This is a genomic window from Myxococcus eversor (assembly GCF_010894455.1).
Lineage (GTDB): Bacteria > Myxococcota > Myxococcia > Myxococcales > Myxococcaceae > Myxococcus > Myxococcus eversor.
The window spans coordinates 56,766-76,169 of record NZ_JAAIXY010000019.1; the positions used below are offsets into that span (position 1 = coordinate 56,766).

Here is a 19,404-nt window from a genome sequence, read left to right on the forward strand (position 1 = left end):
TTGGGTCCCCTGCGCTCAGCGCGGGCTCTCGTGAGGGGTGTTCCGCGCGGCCTCCGCGCGGGGTGAGGACGCGGCGGCCTTCAACGTCACGGGCATGCCGTCTCGCAGGGCCTGGATGGCTGAGACGGCCACGCGGTCTCCCGCCTTGAGGCCTCCCTCCACGACATAGGTCCTGTCCCCCAGCGGCCCCAGGGTGATGGGGCGGCGAGCCACCACCGCCCTGCCACCCTCCTCGTGCACCACCAGCGCGAAGGGCTGGCCGCTCTGGCGCACCACCGCGAGCGCCGGAACCTGCAGGGCATCACGCTGGGAGTAGACGATGCGCGTGCGCACCAGCTCACTGGGACGCAGGCCCACGGTGTTGCGGAAGGCGGCCTTCACTTCCACCAACTGGGTGCGAGGGTCGGCCTGGGGCGCGATGAAGAAGACGGTGCTGGTGAGCACCACCCTGCCCTGGGCGTCGAGGACCTCCAGCACCGTGTCGGGCTTCATCGAGCGCGCGCGGAACGACGGCACCGAGACGCTTACCTCCAGGACATCCGCCTGGGCCACGCTGGTCAGCTCCGTGGAGGCACCGACGAAGTCGCCCACCCGCACCAGCACGTCACCCACGGTGCCAGCGAAGGGGGCACGCACCACGTTGAGCTGGAGCTGGACCTGGCGCTGCGTCACCTGCGCGGCGGAGGAGCGCGCGGCGGCCTCGGCAGCCTGCACCTGGGCGCGGGCACCCTCCAACTCCTGCTCACTCGCGAGGCCCTCTCCATGAAGCGCCTGCGTGCGGGCCAGCGTGCGGCGAGACAGCTCCAGGTTCACCTGTGACGAGCTGAGCTGGGCCTGGGCGCTGTCGAGCGCGGCCGACTCCTCTCTCGCGTCCACCTCCACCAGCGGCGCGCCCTCCTCCACCTGCTGTCCGGGACGCACGGGGATGCGGCGCACGGAGCCCGCCACCTGTGGCAGCACCGTGACGCTTCGCCGTGACAACAGTGAGCCGAGGTACTCGCTGGTGTCCCGCACTTCCTGGGGAGCCAGCACCACCACCTCCACCTCGCGAGGAGGAGCCGCCGCCGGGGCGGCCTTCTGCCCCGAACAACCCGCCACCGTCGCAACCACTGCCACACGCCACACCGACTTCTTCAGCGCCTCGAGGGGACGCACCCACTTCACCAGTCGCACCGGGCCTCCGTCAGGAATGCGGCCAGGCGTGCCTGGACTCGCTCGAATTCACGCAGCACCAGGTTCAGCTCCGCCTGGCGAAGGGCCGCTCCGCTCTGCACCAGCTCGAGGCTGCTGCCACGGCCCACTTCAAAAGCACGACGCGTGAGCTTGTCGGTCCGCTCCGCGAGCTCTCTCGACTCGACCGCCGTCTTCACCAGCGCCTCGGCGACCTCCACGCCGCGCCGCGCCTGGGTCACCTCCAGCACCACGTCGCGGTGCGCGCTCTCCAGCGCCGCCGCTGCCTGCTCCTCCACGCCCGTGCGCTCACGGACCAGGCCCTCGCGACCGCCGCCCTCCCAGAGAGGCACCGACAGCACGGCGGCGACATTCCAGGTGGCGAACCGGCCGAAGCCCGGGTCCGTGGTGAGCCCCAGGAGGGTGCTGGAGATGCCCAGCGTGGGCAGGTAGCCCGCGGACGCCTGACGCCGGCTGTCACGCGCGGACTCCACCTGCGCACGCGCCGCCAGCAGATCCGCCCGCGCGTCCAGGCGCTCCAGCGGCGCGCACTCCTGGCGCGTCCGTTCCACCAGCCCCTGGAGGTTGAAGGTCGAGTCCACGCCCACGGCGTGGCCGAAGCCCAACGAGAGCCCCAGCGCCTCGCGGGCCTGACGCAGTCGTTCGTCACCCGCGATGAGCACGCCGCGCGCCACCGCCACGTCCTGACTCACGCGCACCACGTCCAACGGCGTGCCCGCGCCCAGCTCGAAGGTGCGCTGGGTGAGGGCCGCGCTCTCCAGGGCCCGGCGCAGGCCCACGCGGTTGATTTCGGCGGCGCGCTCGGCGGCCACGGTGGCCACCAGCGCCTGCGCCAGTCCCAGCGTGAGGCGACGCCGTACATCCTGGAGGCTCGCCACCGCGCCCTCTTCCGAGGCCCTGGCGGACGACAGCCCTCTCCACGCGCCCAGGTCCACCACCGACTGCGTCAGCGTCCCGGTGACGGTGCCCAGCGGCACCGTGGGCGTGCGCCCGTTCGCGCCAGCACCCGTCCCCAGGCCCGGGTTCACCACCGCGGGCGTGTCGGGGTTGAGCACGTCCAGGGCCACGCTGGCCTGGACCCGTGCGTTGGGCAGCAGCGCCGACAGCGCCTGGCGCCACCGGCCACTCGCGCGCCACACCCCTGCTTCCACGCCGCGCAGATCCGTGGACCGCTCACGCACCAGGGCCAGCGCTTCATCCCAGGTCGTCACCCGCTGCGCGACGGCGGGGACGGGGGCGAGCATCGCGTCCTCCACCCTGGGTGGGACGACGACGGGAGGGAACTCGGACTGAACCGACGCGGCGACGAGCGCGAGGAGAAGGACGGAAGTGGTTGCCATACGCCAGACGTGGATGGAGGAAGGGAACCACCGCGCGAAGCCGCGCTCCCGTCCCGGGTGGGGTTGGCACTCCCGAGAGCGCGGAGGGCACGCTCGGGAGCACGGGCATGCGGTGCGGCTAGCTGCGCGGGGGCGCCAGCTTGAAGATGGAGGCGTCGATGGGCGCGTCGTAGCGGGCGTCCTGGACGACCTTCTCACCGTGCTGGCCGTCGCCCTCCCACTTCAGGCGGTGGCTCACCGTGATGCCATCCACGGTGCGGAAGTCGGAGTAGGTGATGGCCTTGTTGTACGGCTTGCCCTCGTGGATTCCCGCGTAGGTGCGGCGCACCTCCAGGAAGGACTTCTGGTCGATGAAGCGGACCTCGGTGGTGGAGCCACGGGTGAGGACGAGCTTGAACGAGGGAGCGCCGTTCACCTCCTCCACACCGTCCATCGCCAGCGCGACACCCCGGGCCTTCGGGTCCAGCAGGGCGTCGTCGAAGAACGCGCCCTCCGCCATCACCTTGTTCTTCTCCCCTTCCACCCGTCGAGGCGCGGCCGAGCCCTCCACCATCCAGAGCTGGCTGCCGTCGAACACCTTGGTCACCTGAGTGCCGTTGGTGACGGTGTCGTGGCGCACGAGGTTGGGGCGGGCCCGTCGCACGGTGGTGGTGGTGACGGTGTCGCCTTCCGTGGCGACGACGGTGAACTGGTAGGACTTCGCGGCCTTGAGCCGCTCCTTGCCGCCCAGGGCCTTGAGGTGTTTGTCGATGACCGTCTGGAGCGACAACTTGCCCTGGGTGCACTCGGCACCTTCGCCAGCGGTGGCGAGGGCGGGGGCGAACGTCAGACCGAGGGCGAGCAACGAGGAAACAAGAGACCTGCGCGGCATGGAGTGCCTCCGTGGGTGACTGGGTGACGGGAGGCACAGTGCCCTCGCGAGCGCGGCGCGGGCGGAGTGTTCAGCCGGTGGGGACGGACATGCGGCGAACCGGCACCACCGTGCGGCGAACGGGCCATGCGGGGCGCGGCGCCACATCGCCGGAATCCCGGTCACTGACGAGGAGCGGTGAACGGACCACCAGGGGCGCGACATCGCACCGGGACGCCATTGCACGTCACGGAGTCGTGGCGAACGGGCAAGAGTCCGTGCCGCGTGTCTCGCGGCTCAGCGCAGGTGCTGGAACTTCTCGCGGTGGCTGCGAGCGACGCGCAACTCCGCGCCACCGGTGAGCACCACGACGAGGTCCCTGCGGCCCTCGCTGCGCAGCTCGCGGATGCGGCTCGAGTTGACGATGGCCGAGCGGTGGATGCGCATGAATCGCTCCGGGTCCAGGCGCGCCTCCAGGCCCTGCATCGTCTCGCGGTGGAGGTAGGCCTTTCCGCCCGCGTGAATCTGCACGTAGTAGTCGGCTGCCTCGATGTATTCGATTTCGTCCACGTCGAGGAACACCACGCGGCCCGAGTCTCGGATGGCGAGCCGGCGCACCCACTTCTCGGTCGGCGCGGGAGCGGGCGCCGGGGCGGGAGCGCCATCACGCTCGCCGTAGGTGGAGAGCACGGACATCAACCGATGGCTGAGGTCGGACATCCGCGCCAGCCGGATTTGAGCCTTGGCGCGGCCGATGGCGTCGTGGAAGCGGTCATCCCGGAAGGGCTTGAGGAGGTAGTCGAGCGCGTGGATGTCGAAGGCGCGCAGGGCGTAGCGGTCATACGCGGTGACGAAGATGACCGCGGGCACCTCGCCCGGGCCCAGGTGGGAGAGCACCTCGAAGCCGTTGAGCTCCGGCATCTGGACGTCCAGCAGGACCAGGTCCGGCCGCTGCGCACGGATGAGGCGCACGGCCTCCGGTCCGTTGCCTGCCTCGCCCACCACGCTGACCTCGGGGTCCGTGGCCAGCAGCAGGCGCAATCCCTCGCGCGCGAGGGGCTCGTCATCCACGACGAGCGTGCGGATGGCGACGGCGGCGTTCATGTCGCGTGCGCCTCCGCCGAAGCGGCCTGGAAGGGAAGCTCCAGTCGGGCGCGCACACCGCCTCCGGCGCGGTTCTCCAACGTGAAGACGTGGCCCGCGCCGTAGAGCTGGTTCAGGCGGGCGCGCACGTTGGCGACGCCGATGCAGCCGTCATGACGGTCCCAGCCAGGAACGAGCCCGGGGCCGTCGTCGAGTACCTCCAGCACCAGCCGCGCCCCCTCTCGCGAGGCGCGCAGCTCCACGCGCCCGGCGCCGGAGCGGGTGGCGAGGCCATGCTTGATGGCGTTCTCCACCAGCGGCTGGAGGATGAGGCTGGGCACGAGCGCGCCAAGCGCGGCGGAGTCGATGTCGCGCACCACCTGGAGCCGGTCCCGGAAGCGGGTCTGCTCGATGTCGAGGTAGCGCTCCAGGAAGTCGAGGTCCTCGTGGAAGGGGACGAGCTGGCGGCCGGTGCTGTTGAGCGCCATGCGCAGCAGCTCGCTGACACCGGTGAGCATGCGAATGGAGCCCGCGGTGTCCTGCTTGCGCACGAGGACGGAGATGGCGTTGAGCGTGTTGAAGAGGAAGTGCGGATGGAGCTGGGCACGCAGGGCATCGAGCTGCGCGTGGACCAGGCGCGTCTCGAGCTGGGACTGGGCCAGCTCGCCCTCGCGGAAGCGGCGGTGGTACTCGACGGCGGAGCCGATGGCGACGATGACGCCGTAGACGAGCAGACTCGTGACGACGTACTTGGCCATCAGCAGTGGCAGGAGCTGGCCCAGGGTGCCGTCGCTGATCAACTTCTCTCCCACGGCCCGGGAGAGGAAGTAGATGAGCGTCGAGTAGGGAACCATGACCGCGGCGAGGGCGGTCAGGTGGACCGCGAGACTCCGGTGCCAGACGCCGCGCTCCAGACGAAAGCGCCGGCCCAGCGCGAGGATGAGCGGCGTGACGAGCGCCCAGTACTGCCAGGGCGGCACCTGCATCACCAGCGCCCGGGCAAAGGGGTAGGTGGGGTCCTTGGCCTGGGCGTAGAACCACGTGTGGCTCGCGGTGATGATGCCCGGCACCGCGAAGATGAGCATCAACCACGGCAGGCCGCGCACGAGCTGGGGCAACGCGGACGCGGAGGGAGCCGGCCGAAGCGTCTCGGCGGAGGACAACAGGACGGAACTCGCGGCGGGAGAGGTGGATTCCACGGCCAGTGGATCCTACGCCCGAACCCAGGCCCCGTCCGAGCGGGAGCAGCCAACGGGCTCCGGCGTGCAGCGAACGGGCCTGCTTGCAGCCTTGCCTGGGGAGCACGAATCCTGCTCGGCTGGCGGGCGGCGCGTCGGCGCTCGAGGCATGTGGTAGTGGAGGAGCATCCGTGAGCGTCGCAACCCTCGAAGAAGGCCCGCTGCGGGGTCCCAGCTTCTTTCTCGGCCGGACAGCGCTGCGAGCGCTCGCGCTCGCCCATCGCGACAGCTACGGCGCCGCACGGCCTCATCCCCACGTCGTCATCGATGGCTTCCTGGGGGAACCGCTGGCGTCCGGGCTGGCCGGAGTCTTCCCGGGAGCCACCGACGCCCACTGGAAGCGCCGCGACCACCAGGAACAGGCGGCACGCCTGGGACAGCTTCAACGCAAGGCGTTCGAGGATGTACCTGGAGCGCTCCGGCACCTGCTGTCGGAGTTCTCCAGCATGTCGTTCATCGACTTCCTGGAGACGCTCACCGGCGTGCAAGGGCTCATCGCGGACCCACACTTCCGGGGCGCCGGGCTGCACCTCACGTTGCGCGGAGGCCACCTCGCGCTGCACGCCGACTTCAACCGCGACCGCTTCCGCGCGCTCTCACGGCGGCTCACCGTCCTCTACTACCTGAACCCCGGATGGGAGTCCGCCTGGGGCGGTGACCTGGAGCTGTGGAACGCCGACCTCTCCCGGTGCGAGACGCGAATCGCGCCGCGGCTGGACCGCCTGGTCGTGATGGCCCATGGCGACACGCACTGGCATGGCCACCCCACCCCACTGGAGTGTCCCGAGGGGCGGGGGCGCGCGGCCATCGCGGCCTACTTCTACACCGCGCAGGAGTCCCCCGACGCACCGGAGGCCCACAGCGCCATCTGGGCTCCGCCGCGTCCCTAGGCCGGGGGACACTGGGAGATGCAGAACGCCTTGTAGCTGTCACAGGTGGGCCGCGGCGTGCCGCCACCGCCGTAGATGCACTGGTACCACTTCGCATCACAGGCGTTGATGCACTCCGCGCGCGTCACGCCCTGCTCGACCTGCCCCGGGTCCTCCTGGCTGACGAACTCCTCCCCTGCCTCCGCGCCACCACAACCCGCCATCAGCCCCACCGCCATCAGTCCGGCAATGATTGCCACTCGCATGTCATTCTCCTGGCTCGAAGGTCTGTGCTGCCTTGCCAGGATAGACAGCTTTCCGACGACAGGACAAACCTGGCGGCGAGTGCGAGTGAAAGCCCCTCACTCAATCGTCGAGTGGGTGACCGCGATGGGCGTGTCCGTGTGATTGGAGATCTGCGGGTACGTCACGTACCAGGACCCACCCCGGTTGTTCCGGATGACCGAGCGGTCGATGCGGATGTCGCCCGAATGGTCATTGCTGACGAAGAAGATGGCGCTGCCATGGGCGTTGACTTCGTTGTGTTCGATTCGCGTGCCGCAGAGTGACAGCGTCATCTTGTTGCCGTCGTTGTAGATGGCGCCGCCGCTGCCTCCGCCCGGGGTGCCCGGACCCGCGGGATTCGCGCCGTTGCCGATGGCCCTGTTGTGGGAGAAGAGGCTGTTGATGAGGGTCCACGACACGCCGATGCTGCTGATGCCGCCACCGTTGGAGCAGACCCCGCCGTAGCCCTCCTTGCCACCGAAGGTCGTGTTCACCACGAAGACGGGCAGGTTGTTGTACTGGCTGAACACCCGAAGCGCGCCACCACCGACGTCAGGCCCGACATCGGCGCACGCGTTGTTGAAGAAGCGGGAGTTGATGACCTTCACCCGCCCGCCGCGCACCCAGACCGCCCCGCCGCCGTCGAACTCCGACTCCGTCTTCGAACTGGCATCCACGAACGTGAGGTTCTGGAGCGTCAACCGGGGATGGTCCTGGTTGTCGCAGTGGGAGGTCGTCCACACCTGCTTCTGGTCGCAGGTGTTCATGTACAGGATGCGGTGCCTGCCCGCCCCGCTGAGCGTCACCAACCCCTTGCCGTCGATGACGATGTCCGGTCCCTTGTCGTTGAAGACCTTGGCCGTCCTGTCGAGCGTGAGCGTCACGGGCTCCGGTCCGCAATCGAAGGTGATGACTCCGCCCCGGGCCACGGCGTCGACGAAGGCGGCGCTGGTGCAGCTCGCAGGCGTTCCCGTCCCGACGACGGTGGTGGGTCTGGAGACATCGGCGAGACCCGCCTCGGCGGGTACGGTGCACGTGGCCTCCGCGTTCGGATTGCCAGCGGGTGGGCCGTCCTTGGGGTTGGTCAGCGGGTTGGGCACGTCCACGCCTGACGCGTCATCGCCCGAGCAACCCGCGGAGCAGGCGAGCGCGACCCCGACGAGCAGCGAGAACACCGTCGTCGAGGGGAACCGGTGAAGTCGCTTCGGGTGCATCCAGCCTCCAGTAGGGAGGCAGTGTAGAGCGGCGATGCACCAAAGACGAGCAGGGTCGGCCCTGGACGACTTCGGCGGAGCGTCGAAGATATACTGAAGCTCAAGACCCTCGGAGCCCGCTCGAAGGAGCATCGCATGCTGATTGTCTATCAATCACTGGAGTCCGTCGGAAACACGGATAACTCGGCGAACTCCGTCCTGAGCGGCAACTCCTTCAAACACCGGGCCCAGAAGAACGCCAACAAGGTCTACGACATCGACAAGGTCAGCAAGAAGGTGGGCTTCCACGTTCCCGTCTTCGACCCCTCCCTGAACAAGATCGTCGAGGAGGAGATGGAAGTGGAGTTCGCCAACGACTCCTCTTCCAAGTCACTCTCGATGAGCTTCAAGAAGACGAAGGACGAGGACAAGCTGTTTGAGTTCCTGGAAGGTGTCATCGACACCATCGTCAAGAGCACGATGAATCGAACGGAGGTGGATGAAGGCACCTGCCGACAGCCCGACATCATCGTGCTCGGGGAACTCCATGGAAAGGAGCTGAAGGGGAAGATCTTCAATGGCTACAAGGTCGTCTATGGCATGAACCCCACGGGTGACTCCCGCCACCGCTTCACGGTGCTCCTGAACGAACACACCGAATTCAATTCGTTCGACCTGAAGATCCATCGCTACGACAAGACGCTCAAGAGCAACAAGGACGCAGACGCCATCTGCATGACCTTGACGGTCATGGGCTGGCTGGTGGCCTTCGTGCACACGCCCAACAACATCTGTGCGAACAAGACGAAGGTCGTGGAGTACCTGAAGAACAATGCGCGTCGTTCAACAGGGGAGGAGGAGCTCGACCTCCTGATTGGAGACACGAATCAAAAGAGCTCCGGCTTCGTGCAGAACACCCTGCGAGGGGAGCTGGGTGGAGGCGACTGGGTGTCCAGCATCCACGGCCAGCAACAGGAGCTCGTGAAATTCGGAGGCCATGACATCTGCAGCATCTCGGGAACCAACAGCGGGTTCGACACGCACTTCGACATCGCCTGTACGCGTCATGTCGCCGCGAAGATCAAGGACAACAAGGTCGTGGGGGGCGACACGACGGATGAAGACTATTCACCCGCGTTTGTCTTCCACGGGCTCACCGACAAGTTCACCCAGATTGGCGAGAAGGTCTATGCCTACAGTGACCACAACGGTGTCATCGTCGAAATCCTGCGGCGCAAGGACCCCTTCGCCTTCAAGGCCTTCCGGCGGGATTTCATTCTCTGCCGTACCTGCAACGAGGCGTTGCATGGCATCGAGACCCTCACGGGCTTCCACCTCAAGTGCCCGACCCTGAGAATCACCTACCAGGCCCCGGTCCCCGGCTCCTTGAAGCGGAAGGCAGACGCGCTCGATCCCGAAAAGAATCCCGGGATGAAGCCTCGAAAGAAGGCCAGGTACTAGCCGGTGATGACCCACCCGCCAGTCGCCAAGGGATGAGGCCCTCGCGGGCGTCCCGCTACGCCTGGGACTGGGCCGCCGGCCTGGGCGCATCCTGAACGGAGAGCGGCCCCATGCCCGTGTCCTCGCCGGGCGGCGCCTTCTCTCCGCTCTCCGGGGCTTGCGTCCGACGCATCACCCAGACCAGGACGCCCGCGCCCACATAGCAGGCGGTGCCCAGAGCGAAGGTGACAGCCGTTCCGAAGTGGATGGCCACGAAGATGGCGGCGGCACTGGCCAGCACGGAGAACGCGCCATTGAGCGCCCACCCCCACTGCACCAAATCCTTCCGGGCGCTGATGAGCGACATGCCCAGGGCCATGGGAATCCCCATCAGGAACGACAACGGCGCGATGAGCACCGCCGTGACGAGGATGCGCGTGGAGAGCGGCAGTCCCACCACGCCCTCCAGCACCGGGCCCTTCAAGGTCAGGAACGCCCCCAGCCCCGCGGCGAGCAAGAGGAAGAGCCCACCCATCATGACCGGCCGCGCACGTGCGAGCCGCTGCGCGAACAGACTCCCCACTCCACTGGCCACCAGCATGCTGGCCAGCACCGTGGCGAAGGTGATGGTGGGGCTCCCCAGCACGAGCGCGAAGACGTGGAAGAACTCCATCTCCACGAGCATGAAGGCCACGCCCAACAGCGAGAAGTAGCCGAGCGAGGCCCAGTCCGACCTGCCCAACCGCTCGGTCTGCCGGGCCAACTGGAAGAGCGGCAGCACCAGGAAGGGCACCACCAGCGCCAACAGGATGAAGACCAGGCGCCGCAACTCCACCACGCCGATGCCGGCCGCCCGCGAGGGGCCCGCGCGCTCCACGAAGTAGAACGGGTTGTTGTCGGTGGCGGGGGCGATGTCCAACGGCCCCTCCGCCCACAACCGCGCCGGGTCCGGGGTGGTGATGATGTCGTGAATCAACCGCCCCCAGCCCGTGAAGGGCTTGGGGATGGAGGCCACATCGAGCGAGCCGTCCGGCAACCAGAGCGCCTGGAAGCCCATCGCATCGAGATGCGCTCGCGTGGTCGCCACGTCCGTCGGAGTGATGGGCGAGCGCTTCACCAACACGAAGCACATGGGACGCGAGAAATGGGGGCTCGCCACGGCCGCGACCAGCATGTGCTTGCCCACATCCTGGATGCCCAGCTTCTCGAGCGCCTCGCGCGCCACCGTGAGGCCCCGCATCGAGTCGATGCGCACCACCTCGCTGGAGCCCAGCGCGCGCAGGAAGCCCATGTAGCCATCGGGCGTCAGGTGCCGGAAGAAGTCCTGGTAGGCCTCGACCGTGTAGAGGTAGTTCTCGCTGAACGCCAACGCCGTCGCGCTCCCTCCGGTGTCCACCCAGGTGAGCGTGATGAGGTCCCACAGCTCGCGGGAGCGCTTGACGAACGTCCGCCCGTTCTCGATGTGCAGGTCGACCCCAGGCAGGTGGTAGGGCCGGCCGGAGAAGCTCGCGAGGTCCTCATTCACCACCCTCGCCACCAGCGGGTTGATCTCCACCGCGGTGATGTCCTTGCGCCCCTTGCGCACGGCCTGGAGGATATCCACGCCGCCGCCCGGGCCGATGATGAGCTGCCGTCCCTCGGCGGGGACCAGCTTGTGCGCGAGCGCGGTCAGGTCGTAGTCGAGATAGGTGTAGGCGGAGAGCGCCTCGGGATTGCCATTGAACTCGACAATCTGGGTCCCCCCGAGGCCGTCGATGAGCAGGTCCATCATCCGGAACTTCCGCCCGGCGTAGTTCCCGCTCAGGGACCAGGTGAAGAAGTGGGTGGGGTGCACCCGGACGGAGGAGATGGAGTTCCACTCCGACACCACCGTGGGCGCCCCCAGCCAGCTCACGTGCGGCGGCCTGGCGATGGAGGGGACCTGCGTGAGGAACGTCCCGAGCAGCACGAAGGCCAGGGTGAACCCCAGCGACACGAGCGAGGTGGTGCGCAGCCCCCCCGCCAGCGCGAACAGGATGGCCGCCACCATCGGCAGGATGCAGACCGTGCCGAGCATGACCTCCACCGGCGTGCTCACATCCAGGAGGAAGACCGCGACGATGCACCCCAGCGCGGCGAACACCAGGTCGACCGCGTAGAGCCGGTGGAAGCGCTCGCGGTTGTGCGACAGGACGAGCGAGACGACGAGCCCGCCGAAGAGGAACAGCGGGAAGGCGCACCAGAAGATGGCCGCCAGGGACCAGAACTCCTGCGCGTAGACGCGGAAGGCGCCTCCGAACTTCACGTACGGCAGCAGGGCGAGAATCCCCAGGACGCCCAGGAAGCCGGAGATGCCCGCCAGCAGGCTCAGCACCGCCACGTGGCGCAGCATCCGCTCGGGCGTGAAGAAGCGATGGGCCAGCCGCGCCAGGAGCCCACCCGAGGCCAACCCCAGCATCGCCAGGGAGATGAGCATGAAGGCGTAGTAGTAGGTCATCGTCCCCGCGAACAAACGCGAGAGCACCACCTGGGCCGTCAACATGCTGGCCGCGACCAGACCGAATCCCAGGCTCATGGCCCGCATCGACGTGCCCGCCAAACGCTCTTGCATGGTAACGACGTGTCCTTTCCCGGTGGGGACCTGGAGCATAGGGGAGAAGCGGGACTTCTCCCCAGGACCATCAGGAGGGGGCAGGCAGCTTGCCAGGTGGGTGGCGGATGCCCGACCGGCAGCCCTCCTCGCTCACGGTGTCTGTCCCGACGTCAGGGGGCGAGCACCGGGGACCCCCAGCCCTCGCAGCCACGCCCGCGCGAGCGGCTCGGGGTCATGCCCCGTCTCCGCCTTCACGAAGTCGAGCAGTTGCTGCATGCGCGCCGCCTTGCCTACATGGAGCTGGTAGAAGCGCGCCAGCGCCCCATCCAGGGCGGCGGTGCCCACCTGCTTCTCCAACTCGTGGAGGAAGAGGCTTCCCTTCAGGTAGGGCAGCGGGGAGGCGAGCGGGTGCGTGCTCATCTCAATCGCATTGCACGTGGCATCCGGAAGGACGACCGTGTCGCGCCTGGCCACCAGTTTCTCGAGGTCCTTGCGCCACGACTCCCACAGCTTCGCCTCCGCGGCCTCGCCCTCGGTGGCGCCCACCGCGCGGGCCGTGAGGTAGTCCGTCGTCCCCTCCGAGAGCACGAAGTCCTCCCAGCACTGGATGCGCACGCCATTCCCATACCAGCCATGCGCCGCCTCGTGGTGATGCACCAGGCGGTCCCCCATCGACGGCGAGGCCACGTGCCAGAACGGATGGTGCTCCATGCCCCCCTTGGCCTTGGGCCCCAAGTTCGCCGACACCGAGCCCGCCTTGTCGCCAAAGACAAACTTCCCATAGCGGGTCTCGAAGAAGTCCATCGCGTCACGCAGGTGGAGCGTGCCCGCGACCGCGGCCTCCTCCTCGCCCGGCAGATACCGGCTCCACCCTCCCCTGGCGTGGAGCAGACCTGGACTTCCCGGAGCCCGGTGCTGGACGCATCTGGAGGCTCTCCTCCGGCCACGTCATGAGCGCCAACCCGTGCGACATCCCCCCACCGCCCGGATGCCAGCCCATGCACTGGCATGACCTACGACAGCTTCGAGAGTCGAGCACAGTTCCCATCCCAAGAGAGTTTGAACGTGGCCGCACGCGGATTCGGCGGTGCGGGGGTCACACGCAATCCACTAGCGTGGCTCGGATGAGAAGACTCTCCGTGGTCGTGCTCCTCCCGCTCCTCTCCACATTCGCCTGCGCACCGATGGAACCCGAGATGGAGGGTGAAGCGACCCGGCCCGAAGAGGCGGTCCAGGCGGCCTCGACTCCGCTCCGGGCGAAGGCGCTCGGCCGGATGAGGAACGCGGCGAAGTACTTCCACGACCAGGTGGCGCGCCACGGCGGGTATGCGTGGCATCACCATGCCGACAACCTGAGCGAGCGCTGGGGCGACATCCAGCTCGACGACGAGCAGATCATGATTCAGTCGCCCGGCACCTCGGACGTGGTCGTCGCGTTCGTCGAGGCCGCCCTCGCCGACCCGGCCACCCCGGCACTCAAGACCTATGCAACGGACGCGGCTTTGGCGCTGCGCCAGGGACAGGTCAAATCGGGAGGCTGGCGGCTCTACGCGGACTTCAAGGCGACTCCGACGCTGGCGGCGTGCTACCGCCACACCACGGCGAGCTGCGGCTGCGGTGGCTGCACGACGACGATTTACGACGACCAGACCACCCAGAACGCGCTCATCTCCATGATGCGCGCAGACCAGCTCCTCGGGTTCGCGAACACGGCCATCTCCGAGGCTTCGTCCTATGCCCGCGCGCGGATGGAGACCTCTCAGTTCCCGACGCATGGCGGCTTTCCCCAAGGCTTCGCCGGTCCGGTCGCCGCGCGGCCCGCGCTCACGGCCAGCTACCCGCCCTCCATTGGAACGTCGTGCGGCCTCGCCCACTGCTACGCGAACGTCTACACCCACGAGTACTGGGATGACCCGACGCTGAACGACAACCTCGCGACGGCCTTCGTGGAGATGCTGAACTGGGCGCGGGAGGTCTATCCCGCGCGAGCCGCGACCTATCAGGCCATGCGCACCGCGTTCGGCGGCTTCCTTCGCCGCGCGCAGCTGCCGCAGCCGCAGCCCGCCTGGGCGCAGCAATATGACATCCAGATGCAGCCGCGCTGGGCTCGCAACTGGGAAGTCCCAGCCATCGCCGGCCAGGAGAGCCAGGACGTCATGTGGGCGCTGCTTCGCCTCTACCAGTTGGACCCGAGCGTTCCGGCGAACCACGACGCCGTCGGCACCGCGCTCACCTATCTGGAATCCGTGGACCATGCGAATGACACGCTCATCCACCGCTACATCGAACTGGACGACACCGCTCCAGCCAACCTCGGCTTCTTCACGGTGAAGCCCGGCGGCTACCCGGTCCGGTTCTCCCAGGCGCCGCCGACCTACCAGAACTACGCGTGGGAGGTCCCCTCGCAGCTCGCCGCCCTCCGCGCGGAGTACGACCGGTTGGCGAGCGACACGACGGTGATGAAGCGCACGTGCCAGCAGCTCCGCGCCGACACGGCGCAGGCCGTCGACGCGACGGTGAACAACGAGAAGTGGCTCACGACCTACAGCCCGAGCGGCCCGCGAAGTGGCTCCACGCCGGGCGACTATCTCGACACCAGCACGTTCGTCCGGAACCTGCGCACGCTGGCCGAGTTCGTCACGCGCACGACGACCGACTGCACCGCCTGGAACTACTGAGGCGTGGGGCCGGGGGTCTCGAGGCCTCGGCCCTCCTCACTCCGATTGCAGGCCCGTCAGTTGATGCAGCTCCAGCTCCTCCAGGTCGAGCTCCTGCTCGATGCGCTGGAAGGCCGCGTCTCCGATGGTGCCGTCCGCTCTCAGCGCGAGGAGCCGCTGCCGCTCGGCCGAGGTGACCCGGCGAATGGTGTCCGCGTCGGCCTCCGAAACACGACTGTCGCCCGAGGCGCTCCCAGGTGACGTGGCATCGCCACTGGCCAGGTCCGCCTCGGCGCGCCGGAGCAGGACCTCGTAGCGCCTGCGCAACAGACTCGACAGCTCCTCGCCGGACTGCGTGGACGTGGCGTCCAGCGCGGCGCGCAACGTCTCGGCACGGGCGAACTGGACCTCTCGCTCCACCGAGCCGTCATCCTCGAGGTGGAGCAGGTTGATGAGCGGACGCAGCGTCATCCCTTGCACGACGAGCGTCGCGAGCACGACGAAGAACGCCGTGAACAAGACCAGGTCACGGTGAGGAAACTCCGGCCCGTCCGCCCCGCCCGCGGGCAGCGCCAGCGCCGCCGCGAGCGTCACAATCCCTCGCATGCCACACCACCCGACGACCGCCGCCGAGCGCCTCGACAGGCTGACTCCGTCATACCGCCCTGGCGCGCCCTTCAAGCTCGGACGGCGCAGCCAGCGGCCCAGCGCCGCGGCAGCCGAGACCCAGACGATGCGCGCGACCATCGCCGCGACGCACACGGCCGCGGCGACTCCGGTGTACTTGAATAGCGTGGGGGAATCGAGGCGCAGGAGAATCTCCTTCAACTGGAAGCCCACCAGGATGAAGGCCAGCACGTTCAGCGCATACACCGCGAAGTCCCAGACCGCGTAGGACGGGAGGCGGACGCGCGCCGGAACGACATCCGCGGCACGCCGGGCCAGGAACATCGCGAAGACGACGACGGTGAGGATGCCAGAGAGGTGGAGCCGCTCCGCGAGCATCCAGACGGCGAACGTCCCGCAGAACTGGACGACCACGGCGGTGGCGACGTCGTGAATCCGCGCGTTCACCCGGAGGACCACATGCGACAACACGAACCCGAGTGCCACACTGCCCACCGTGACGACCAGCAGCAATGGAATGGCGCTGACCGGTGACAGCGTCCCCGCGAGCGCCGCCCCGACGGCGAGGCGGTAGACCAGCAGCGCGCTCGCGTCATTGAAGAGGCTCTCTCCCTCCAGGATGACGAGGAGCTGATGCGGCGGGCGGAGCTGCTTGAGCACCGCTGTCGCGGCCGCCGCATCGGGAGGCGCCACAATGGCCCCGAGCGCGATGGCGACGGCCCAGGACATGTCGGGGACCAAGAGGCGCGCCACCACTGAGACGACGAGGATGGTGAGCCCGACAGCCCCGATGGCCAGCCCCGTGACGGCGCGCCAGTTGGCCCGGAGGTCGCGAGGAGACGCATCGAACGCGGCATCCAACAGCACGGGGGCGACGAAGAGCGTGAGCGCCAGCTCGGGGTCCAGGTCGAGCGTGGGCGTACCGGGGACAAGCGCCAGGCCCGCCCCGGCGAGCGCCACCATCGCCGGGTAGGGAGTCCCGATGCGGCGGGACAGCACCGTGAGGCCCGCCCCCGCGAGCAGCATCGCGATGATGATTTCGAAGACGTGCATGCGGAACGAAGCGCAGAGGACCTTTCCGGGCCCACACCTTGCGCTCCCCGCCCGCTGACACACAAGCGACGCTCACGGATGCGTCCGGTACTCGTCGATGGTCGATGGAGTTCGCGGCGCAGCCATGAGGACGCTCCGCGTCCGCTCGGAGCCCCGCGCCCTCACGCCGCGCGCTGCAGCCGGCGCTTGTACTTCTCCCCCCACTCCCGCAGCCCCATCAGCACCGGCTCCAGGGAGCGGCCGAAGGCGGTCAGCTCATACTCCACGCGCGGCGGAACCTCGGCGTAGACGGTGCGCTTCACCAACCCGTCCTCCTCGAGCTCCCGCAACTGCAACGTGAGCATGCGCTGGCTGCAGTTCGGCAACCGCTTGCGCAGCTCCCCGAAGCGATGCGTGCCCTTGAGCAACCAGTACAACACCACGCCCTTCCACCGCCCGCCGATGACACCGAGGGACGCTTCCACGGCGCAGTTCGTCTTCGAGTCGTCGTCACGTTTCCGGGCCATGGTTCCCTTTTTGTGCGTACTCATCAAACTTGTGCGTACTTGCGAAGAAATAACCTGAATCGTACCTCTGCACCATGAAGACATGGGAACTGCAGCCGAAGCCGGGGTTCGAGGCACTCACGAGGGCCGAGCGTCCATCGCCAAGCGTGGGCGAGCGTGACGTGAAGGTGCGCGTGGGCGCGGTGTCACTCAACTATCGCGACGTGCTCATCGCGAAGGGCGCGGAGAAGAGCCTCAAGGCACCGCGCGTGCCCGTCTCCGATGGCGCGGGAGAGGTCATCGAGGTCGGCCCGGGCGTCACGCGCTGGAAGGTGGGCGACCGGGTGATGGCCAGCTTCTTCCCCCACTGGGTGGACGGGGAGCTGAGTGATGCGCACCACGCCAGCGCGCTCGGCGGCTCCGGGGCGGACGGCATGCTCCGGGAGGAGGTGGTGTTGCCCGAGCACAGCTGGGTGCGGATGCCCGCGGGGTACTCGTTCGAGGAGGCGTCGACGCTCCCGTGCGCCGGGCTGACGGCGTGGCAGGCGCTGTTCGAGGTGACGTCGCTGAGGCCGGGAGAGACGGTGCTGCTCCAGGGCTCGGGCGGCGTCTCGGTGTTCGCGTTGCAACTGGCGAAGGCCGCGGGCGCGCGGGTGCTGATGACGTCGAGCAGCGCCGACAAGGCAGTGCGGTTGCGAGAGCTCGGCGCCGAGGAGGTCATCGACTACCGGGCCGACGCGAAGTGGGGCGAACGCGCGAAGGCGCTCACCGGCGGGCGCGGCGTGGACCTCGTGGTCGACGTCGGAGGCCAGGCCACCTTCGACCAGTCCTCCCTGGCGCTGCGCTACGGCGGCTCCATGAGCATGCTCGGCGTGCTCACCGGCGGGCGCGGCGAGGTGAACCTGCATTCGGTCTTCCACCGGCGGCAGACGGTGCACGGCGTCTACGTGGGCTCGGTGTCGATGTTCGAGCGCTTCGTCGCCGCGCTGGAGCGCACGGGCATCCGGCCCGTCATCGACCGCGTGTTCCCCTTCGACGAGGCGCGCGCCGCCTGGGAGCACCTCGCGAGCGGACAGCACCTGGGCAAGGTCGTCGTGAGCACCGACACCCGGACCGCGCCATGAACGTCCTGATTGTCTACGCCCATCCGGAGCCACAATCACTCAATGGGGCCCTGAAGGACCTCGCCGTGAGCCACCTCACCGCGCGGGGCCATGCGGTGCGTGTCTCCGACCTCTACGCCATGGACTGGAAGGCGACGGCCGATGGCGGTGACTTCCTCCACCATCAGGCGGGGGAGAAGCTGACCTATCGACTGGCATCGAAGGGTGCCTTCGCTGACGGCTCGCAGAGCCCGGACATCGCGGCCGAGCAGGAGAAGCTGCTCTGGGCCCAGGCGGTCCTCTTCCAGTTCCCGCTGTGGTGGTTCTCGATGCCCGCCATCATGAAGGGCTGGGTCGACCGCGTCTTCGCCGCCGGCTTCGCCTATGGCGTGGGGGTGCATGAAGGCGAACGCTGGGGAGACCGCTATGGCGAGGGTACGCTGGCGGGTCGCCGCGCCATGCTGTCCGTCACCATCGGCGGGCGCGCGCCGCACTACTCCGAGCGTGGCGTCAACGGAGCCTTGGACGACCTCCTCTTCCCCATCCAGCACGGGGTGCTCTTCTATCCCGGCATGGAGGTGCTGCCGCCCTTCACCGCGTACCAGGTCGACCGCCTGAAAGCCGAGGAGTGGCCCCCCATCGCGGAGGCGTACAAGGCACGGCTGGACGGCTTGTTCACGGACGCGCCCATTGCGTTCCGAACGCAGAACGGTGGGTACTACGATGGCCAGCAGGTGCTCAAGCCCGGCCTCGGCCAAGGAGCCTCGGGCACGGGCATCCATGTGCACGCGCCGGGCGAACAGTCTCCGCTCAGATGAGCGGGGTGGCCAGGTCGAAACCAGCCCGGCGGGGACTCCGACATCGCGGGGAGCGCGCTCATGCGCTCCCCCGCGCTGGCCGAGCGACTACGGACAGATGAACCGGATGTCCGTGTAGTACGGCGTCACCTGGCCCGACTGCGTGACGTACCCTTCACAGTCGTAGCGCCACGCGCCCGCCCAGGTCGTCTTGGCCGCGCTCGTGTAATAGGTCCGGTGCTCGCCGTAGCGCTCCCCACCACCGGGCGGCTCCGCGTGCTGCTCCACCGTGCTCACATCGGGGGCGGCTTCGCCCTCCGCGGACTGCTCGGGAGCCGGTCCACCGCAAGCGCAGGCCAGCAGCGCGGAAATTCCCACGACCCAACGGGACAGCATCATCGTGCGCTCCTTGTTAAAGAGTATCGATATGACAAATGCAACCCTATCAATCTCTGCCGCTGGCGTCCAGACAGCCCATGTTTTCATTCATGGAAAATACACCCGATGTATCACCGCCCGCCGTTTGACAATCATCGCCTGAAACCGGACCCGACCTGAGCGATTGCATCACCCGCCCGACACCTCCGCCCCTGGGACTCCCGATGGATGTCGTCGTCCGGA

17 protein-coding genes are annotated in these 19,404 nt (G+C 68.2%); 5 read left to right on the top strand and 12 right to left on the bottom strand.

Annotation, left to right across the window (positions count from 1 at the left end):
* Positions 1-15: 15 nt before the first annotated feature.
* The 5 genes from G4D83_RS32560 to G4D83_RS32580 form a co-directional block, all read right to left on the bottom strand.
* Positions 16-1,173, bottom strand: a complete 1,158-nt coding sequence (locus G4D83_RS32560) for an efflux RND transporter periplasmic adaptor subunit (RefSeq protein ID WP_163868770.1) — start codon at positions 1,171-1,173, stop codon at positions 16-18.
* Positions 1,161-2,531 (bottom strand): TolC family protein, encoded by a 1,371-nt coding sequence (locus G4D83_RS32565; protein ID WP_163868771.1) that lies wholly within the window; start codon positions 2,529-2,531, stop codon positions 1,161-1,163. Before G4D83_RS32565 ends, G4D83_RS32560 begins: the two co-directional genes overlap by 13 nt.
* A 118-nt stretch (positions 2,532-2,649) precedes the next feature.
* The gene (locus G4D83_RS32570) at positions 2,650-3,402 is read right to left on the bottom strand and encodes a LolA-like protein (protein WP_163868772.1); all 753 of its coding nucleotides are present in this window, start codon (positions 3,400-3,402) and stop codon (positions 2,650-2,652) included.
* A 276-nt stretch (positions 3,403-3,678) separates the two neighbouring features.
* Positions 3,679-4,485 carry a LytR/AlgR family response regulator transcription factor gene (locus G4D83_RS32575; RefSeq protein WP_163868773.1) on the bottom strand — a complete coding sequence of 269 codons (807 nt, stop codon included), beginning with the start codon at positions 4,483-4,485 and terminating at the stop codon, positions 3,679-3,681.
* Positions 4,482-5,663 (bottom strand): sensor histidine kinase, encoded by a 1,182-nt coding sequence (locus tag G4D83_RS32580; protein WP_163868774.1) that lies wholly within the window; start codon positions 5,661-5,663, stop codon positions 4,482-4,484. Before G4D83_RS32580 ends, G4D83_RS32575 begins: the two co-directional genes overlap by 4 nt.
* Before the next feature lie 170 nt (positions 5,664-5,833).
* On the opposite strand from G4D83_RS32580, the gene G4D83_RS32585 reads away from it, so the two are divergent.
* Entirely contained in the window at positions 5,834-6,592 is a 759-nt protein-coding gene (locus G4D83_RS32585) for a 2OG-Fe(II) oxygenase (protein ID WP_163868775.1), read from the top strand.
* Here G4D83_RS32585 and G4D83_RS32590 read toward each other — a convergent pair.
* Both G4D83_RS32590 and G4D83_RS32595 read right to left on the bottom strand, forming a co-directional pair.
* Positions 6,589-6,837: a hypothetical protein gene (locus G4D83_RS32590; protein ID WP_163868776.1), complete on the bottom strand. Its 249-nt coding sequence runs from the start codon at positions 6,835-6,837 to the stop codon at positions 6,589-6,591. The genes G4D83_RS32585 and G4D83_RS32590 overlap by 4 nt on opposite strands.
* A 96-nt stretch (positions 6,838-6,933) precedes the next feature.
* The gene (locus G4D83_RS32595; RefSeq protein WP_163868777.1) at positions 6,934-8,070 is read right to left on the bottom strand and encodes a hypothetical protein; all 1,137 of its coding nucleotides are present in this window, start codon (positions 8,068-8,070) and stop codon (positions 6,934-6,936) included.
* Positions 8,071-8,205: 135 nt separating this feature from the next.
* On the opposite strand from G4D83_RS32595, the gene G4D83_RS32600 reads away from it, so the two are divergent.
* Positions 8,206-9,510 carry a hypothetical protein gene (locus G4D83_RS32600; RefSeq protein WP_163868778.1) on the top strand — a complete coding sequence of 435 codons (1,305 nt, stop codon included), beginning with the start codon at positions 8,206-8,208 and terminating at the stop codon, positions 9,508-9,510.
* A 55-nt stretch (positions 9,511-9,565) separates the two neighbouring features.
* Here the strand turns inward: G4D83_RS32600 and G4D83_RS32605 are convergent, their stop codons facing one another.
* Both G4D83_RS32605 and G4D83_RS32610 read right to left on the bottom strand, forming a co-directional pair.
* The gene (locus tag G4D83_RS32605) at positions 9,566-12,079 is read right to left on the bottom strand and encodes a spermine/spermidine synthase domain-containing protein (protein ID WP_163868779.1); all 2,514 of its coding nucleotides are present in this window, start codon (positions 12,077-12,079) and stop codon (positions 9,566-9,568) included.
* 132 nt (positions 12,080-12,211) lie between these two features.
* A complete protein-coding gene (locus G4D83_RS32610) occupies positions 12,212-12,865 on the bottom strand; it encodes a M1 family aminopeptidase (protein ID WP_163868780.1) in 654 nt (217 codons plus the stop codon).
* Positions 12,866-13,257: 392 nt separating this feature from the next.
* Between G4D83_RS32610 and G4D83_RS32615 the strand changes: the two genes are divergently transcribed.
* Positions 13,258-14,739 (top strand): hypothetical protein, encoded by a 1,482-nt coding sequence (locus G4D83_RS32615; RefSeq protein WP_240356838.1) that lies wholly within the window; start codon positions 13,258-13,260, stop codon positions 14,737-14,739.
* Positions 14,740-14,775: 36 nt separating this feature from the next.
* Here the strand turns inward: G4D83_RS32615 and G4D83_RS32620 are convergent, their stop codons facing one another.
* Both G4D83_RS32620 and G4D83_RS32625 read right to left on the bottom strand, forming a co-directional pair.
* Positions 14,776-16,398, bottom strand: coding sequence for a Na+/H+ antiporter (locus G4D83_RS32620; RefSeq protein ID WP_163868782.1), 1,623 nt, complete (start codon positions 16,396-16,398; stop codon positions 14,776-14,778).
* 161 nt (positions 16,399-16,559) lie between these two features.
* Positions 16,560-16,904: a winged helix-turn-helix transcriptional regulator gene (locus G4D83_RS32625; RefSeq protein ID WP_141640352.1), complete on the bottom strand. Its 345-nt coding sequence runs from the start codon at positions 16,902-16,904 to the stop codon at positions 16,560-16,562.
* Positions 16,905-16,978: 74 nt separating this feature from the next.
* Here G4D83_RS32625 and G4D83_RS32630 point away from each other — a divergent pair, with 74 nt between their 5' ends.
* Both G4D83_RS32630 and G4D83_RS32635 read left to right on the top strand, forming a co-directional pair.
* The gene (locus G4D83_RS32630; RefSeq protein WP_163868783.1) at positions 16,979-18,007 is read left to right on the top strand and encodes a zinc-dependent alcohol dehydrogenase family protein; all 1,029 of its coding nucleotides are present in this window, start codon (positions 16,979-16,981) and stop codon (positions 18,005-18,007) included.
* On the top strand, positions 18,004-18,804 hold the full coding sequence (locus tag G4D83_RS32635) for an NAD(P)H-dependent oxidoreductase (RefSeq protein WP_163868784.1): 801 nt from the start codon (positions 18,004-18,006) through the stop codon (positions 18,802-18,804). The genes G4D83_RS32630 and G4D83_RS32635 overlap by 4 nt, the downstream gene beginning before the upstream one ends.
* Positions 18,805-18,891: 87 nt before the next feature.
* Here the strand turns inward: G4D83_RS32635 and G4D83_RS32640 are convergent, their stop codons facing one another.
* Positions 18,892-19,182, bottom strand: a complete 291-nt coding sequence (locus G4D83_RS32640) for a hypothetical protein (RefSeq protein ID WP_163868785.1) — start codon at positions 19,180-19,182, stop codon at positions 18,892-18,894.
* Positions 19,183-19,404 lie beyond the last annotated feature (222 nt).

Coding starts and splice junctions, on each gene's coding strand:
- G4D83_RS32565 (WP_163868771.1), bottom strand. CDS start 2,531: ATGGCAACCACTTCCGTCCTTCTCCTCGCGCTCGTCGCCGCGTCGGTT.
- G4D83_RS32570 (WP_163868772.1), bottom strand. CDS start 3,402: ATGCCGCGCAGGTCTCTTGTTTCCTCGTTGCTCGCCCTCGGTCTGACG.
- G4D83_RS32575 (WP_163868773.1), bottom strand. CDS start 4,485: ATGAACGCCGCCGTCGCCATCCGCACGCTCGTCGTGGATGACGAGCCC.
- G4D83_RS32590 (WP_163868776.1), bottom strand. CDS start 6,837: ATGCGAGTGGCAATCATTGCCGGACTGATGGCGGTGGGGCTGATGGCG.
- G4D83_RS32595 (WP_163868777.1), bottom strand. CDS start 8,070: ATGCACCCGAAGCGACTTCACCGGTTCCCCTCGACGACGGTGTTCTCG.
- G4D83_RS32600 (WP_163868778.1), top strand. CDS start 8,206: ATGCTGATTGTCTATCAATCACTGGAGTCCGTCGGAAACACGGATAAC.
- G4D83_RS32605 (WP_163868779.1), bottom strand. CDS start 12,079: ATGCAAGAGCGTTTGGCGGGCACGTCGATGCGGGCCATGAGCCTGGGA.
- G4D83_RS32610 (WP_163868780.1), bottom strand. CDS start 12,865: ATGGACTTCTTCGAGACCCGCTATGGGAAGTTTGTCTTTGGCGACAAG.
- G4D83_RS32615 (WP_240356838.1), top strand. CDS start 13,258: ATGGAGGGTGAAGCGACCCGGCCCGAAGAGGCGGTCCAGGCGGCCTCG.
- G4D83_RS32620 (WP_163868782.1), bottom strand. CDS start 16,398: ATGCACGTCTTCGAAATCATCATCGCGATGCTGCTCGCGGGGGCGGGC.
- G4D83_RS32625 (WP_141640352.1), bottom strand. CDS start 16,904: ATGGCCCGGAAACGTGACGACGACTCGAAGACGAACTGCGCCGTGGAA.
- G4D83_RS32630 (WP_163868783.1), top strand. CDS start 16,979: ATGAAGACATGGGAACTGCAGCCGAAGCCGGGGTTCGAGGCACTCACG.
- G4D83_RS32635 (WP_163868784.1), top strand. CDS start 18,004: ATGAACGTCCTGATTGTCTACGCCCATCCGGAGCCACAATCACTCAAT.
- G4D83_RS32640 (WP_163868785.1), bottom strand. CDS start 19,182: ATGATGCTGTCCCGTTGGGTCGTGGGAATTTCCGCGCTGCTGGCCTGC.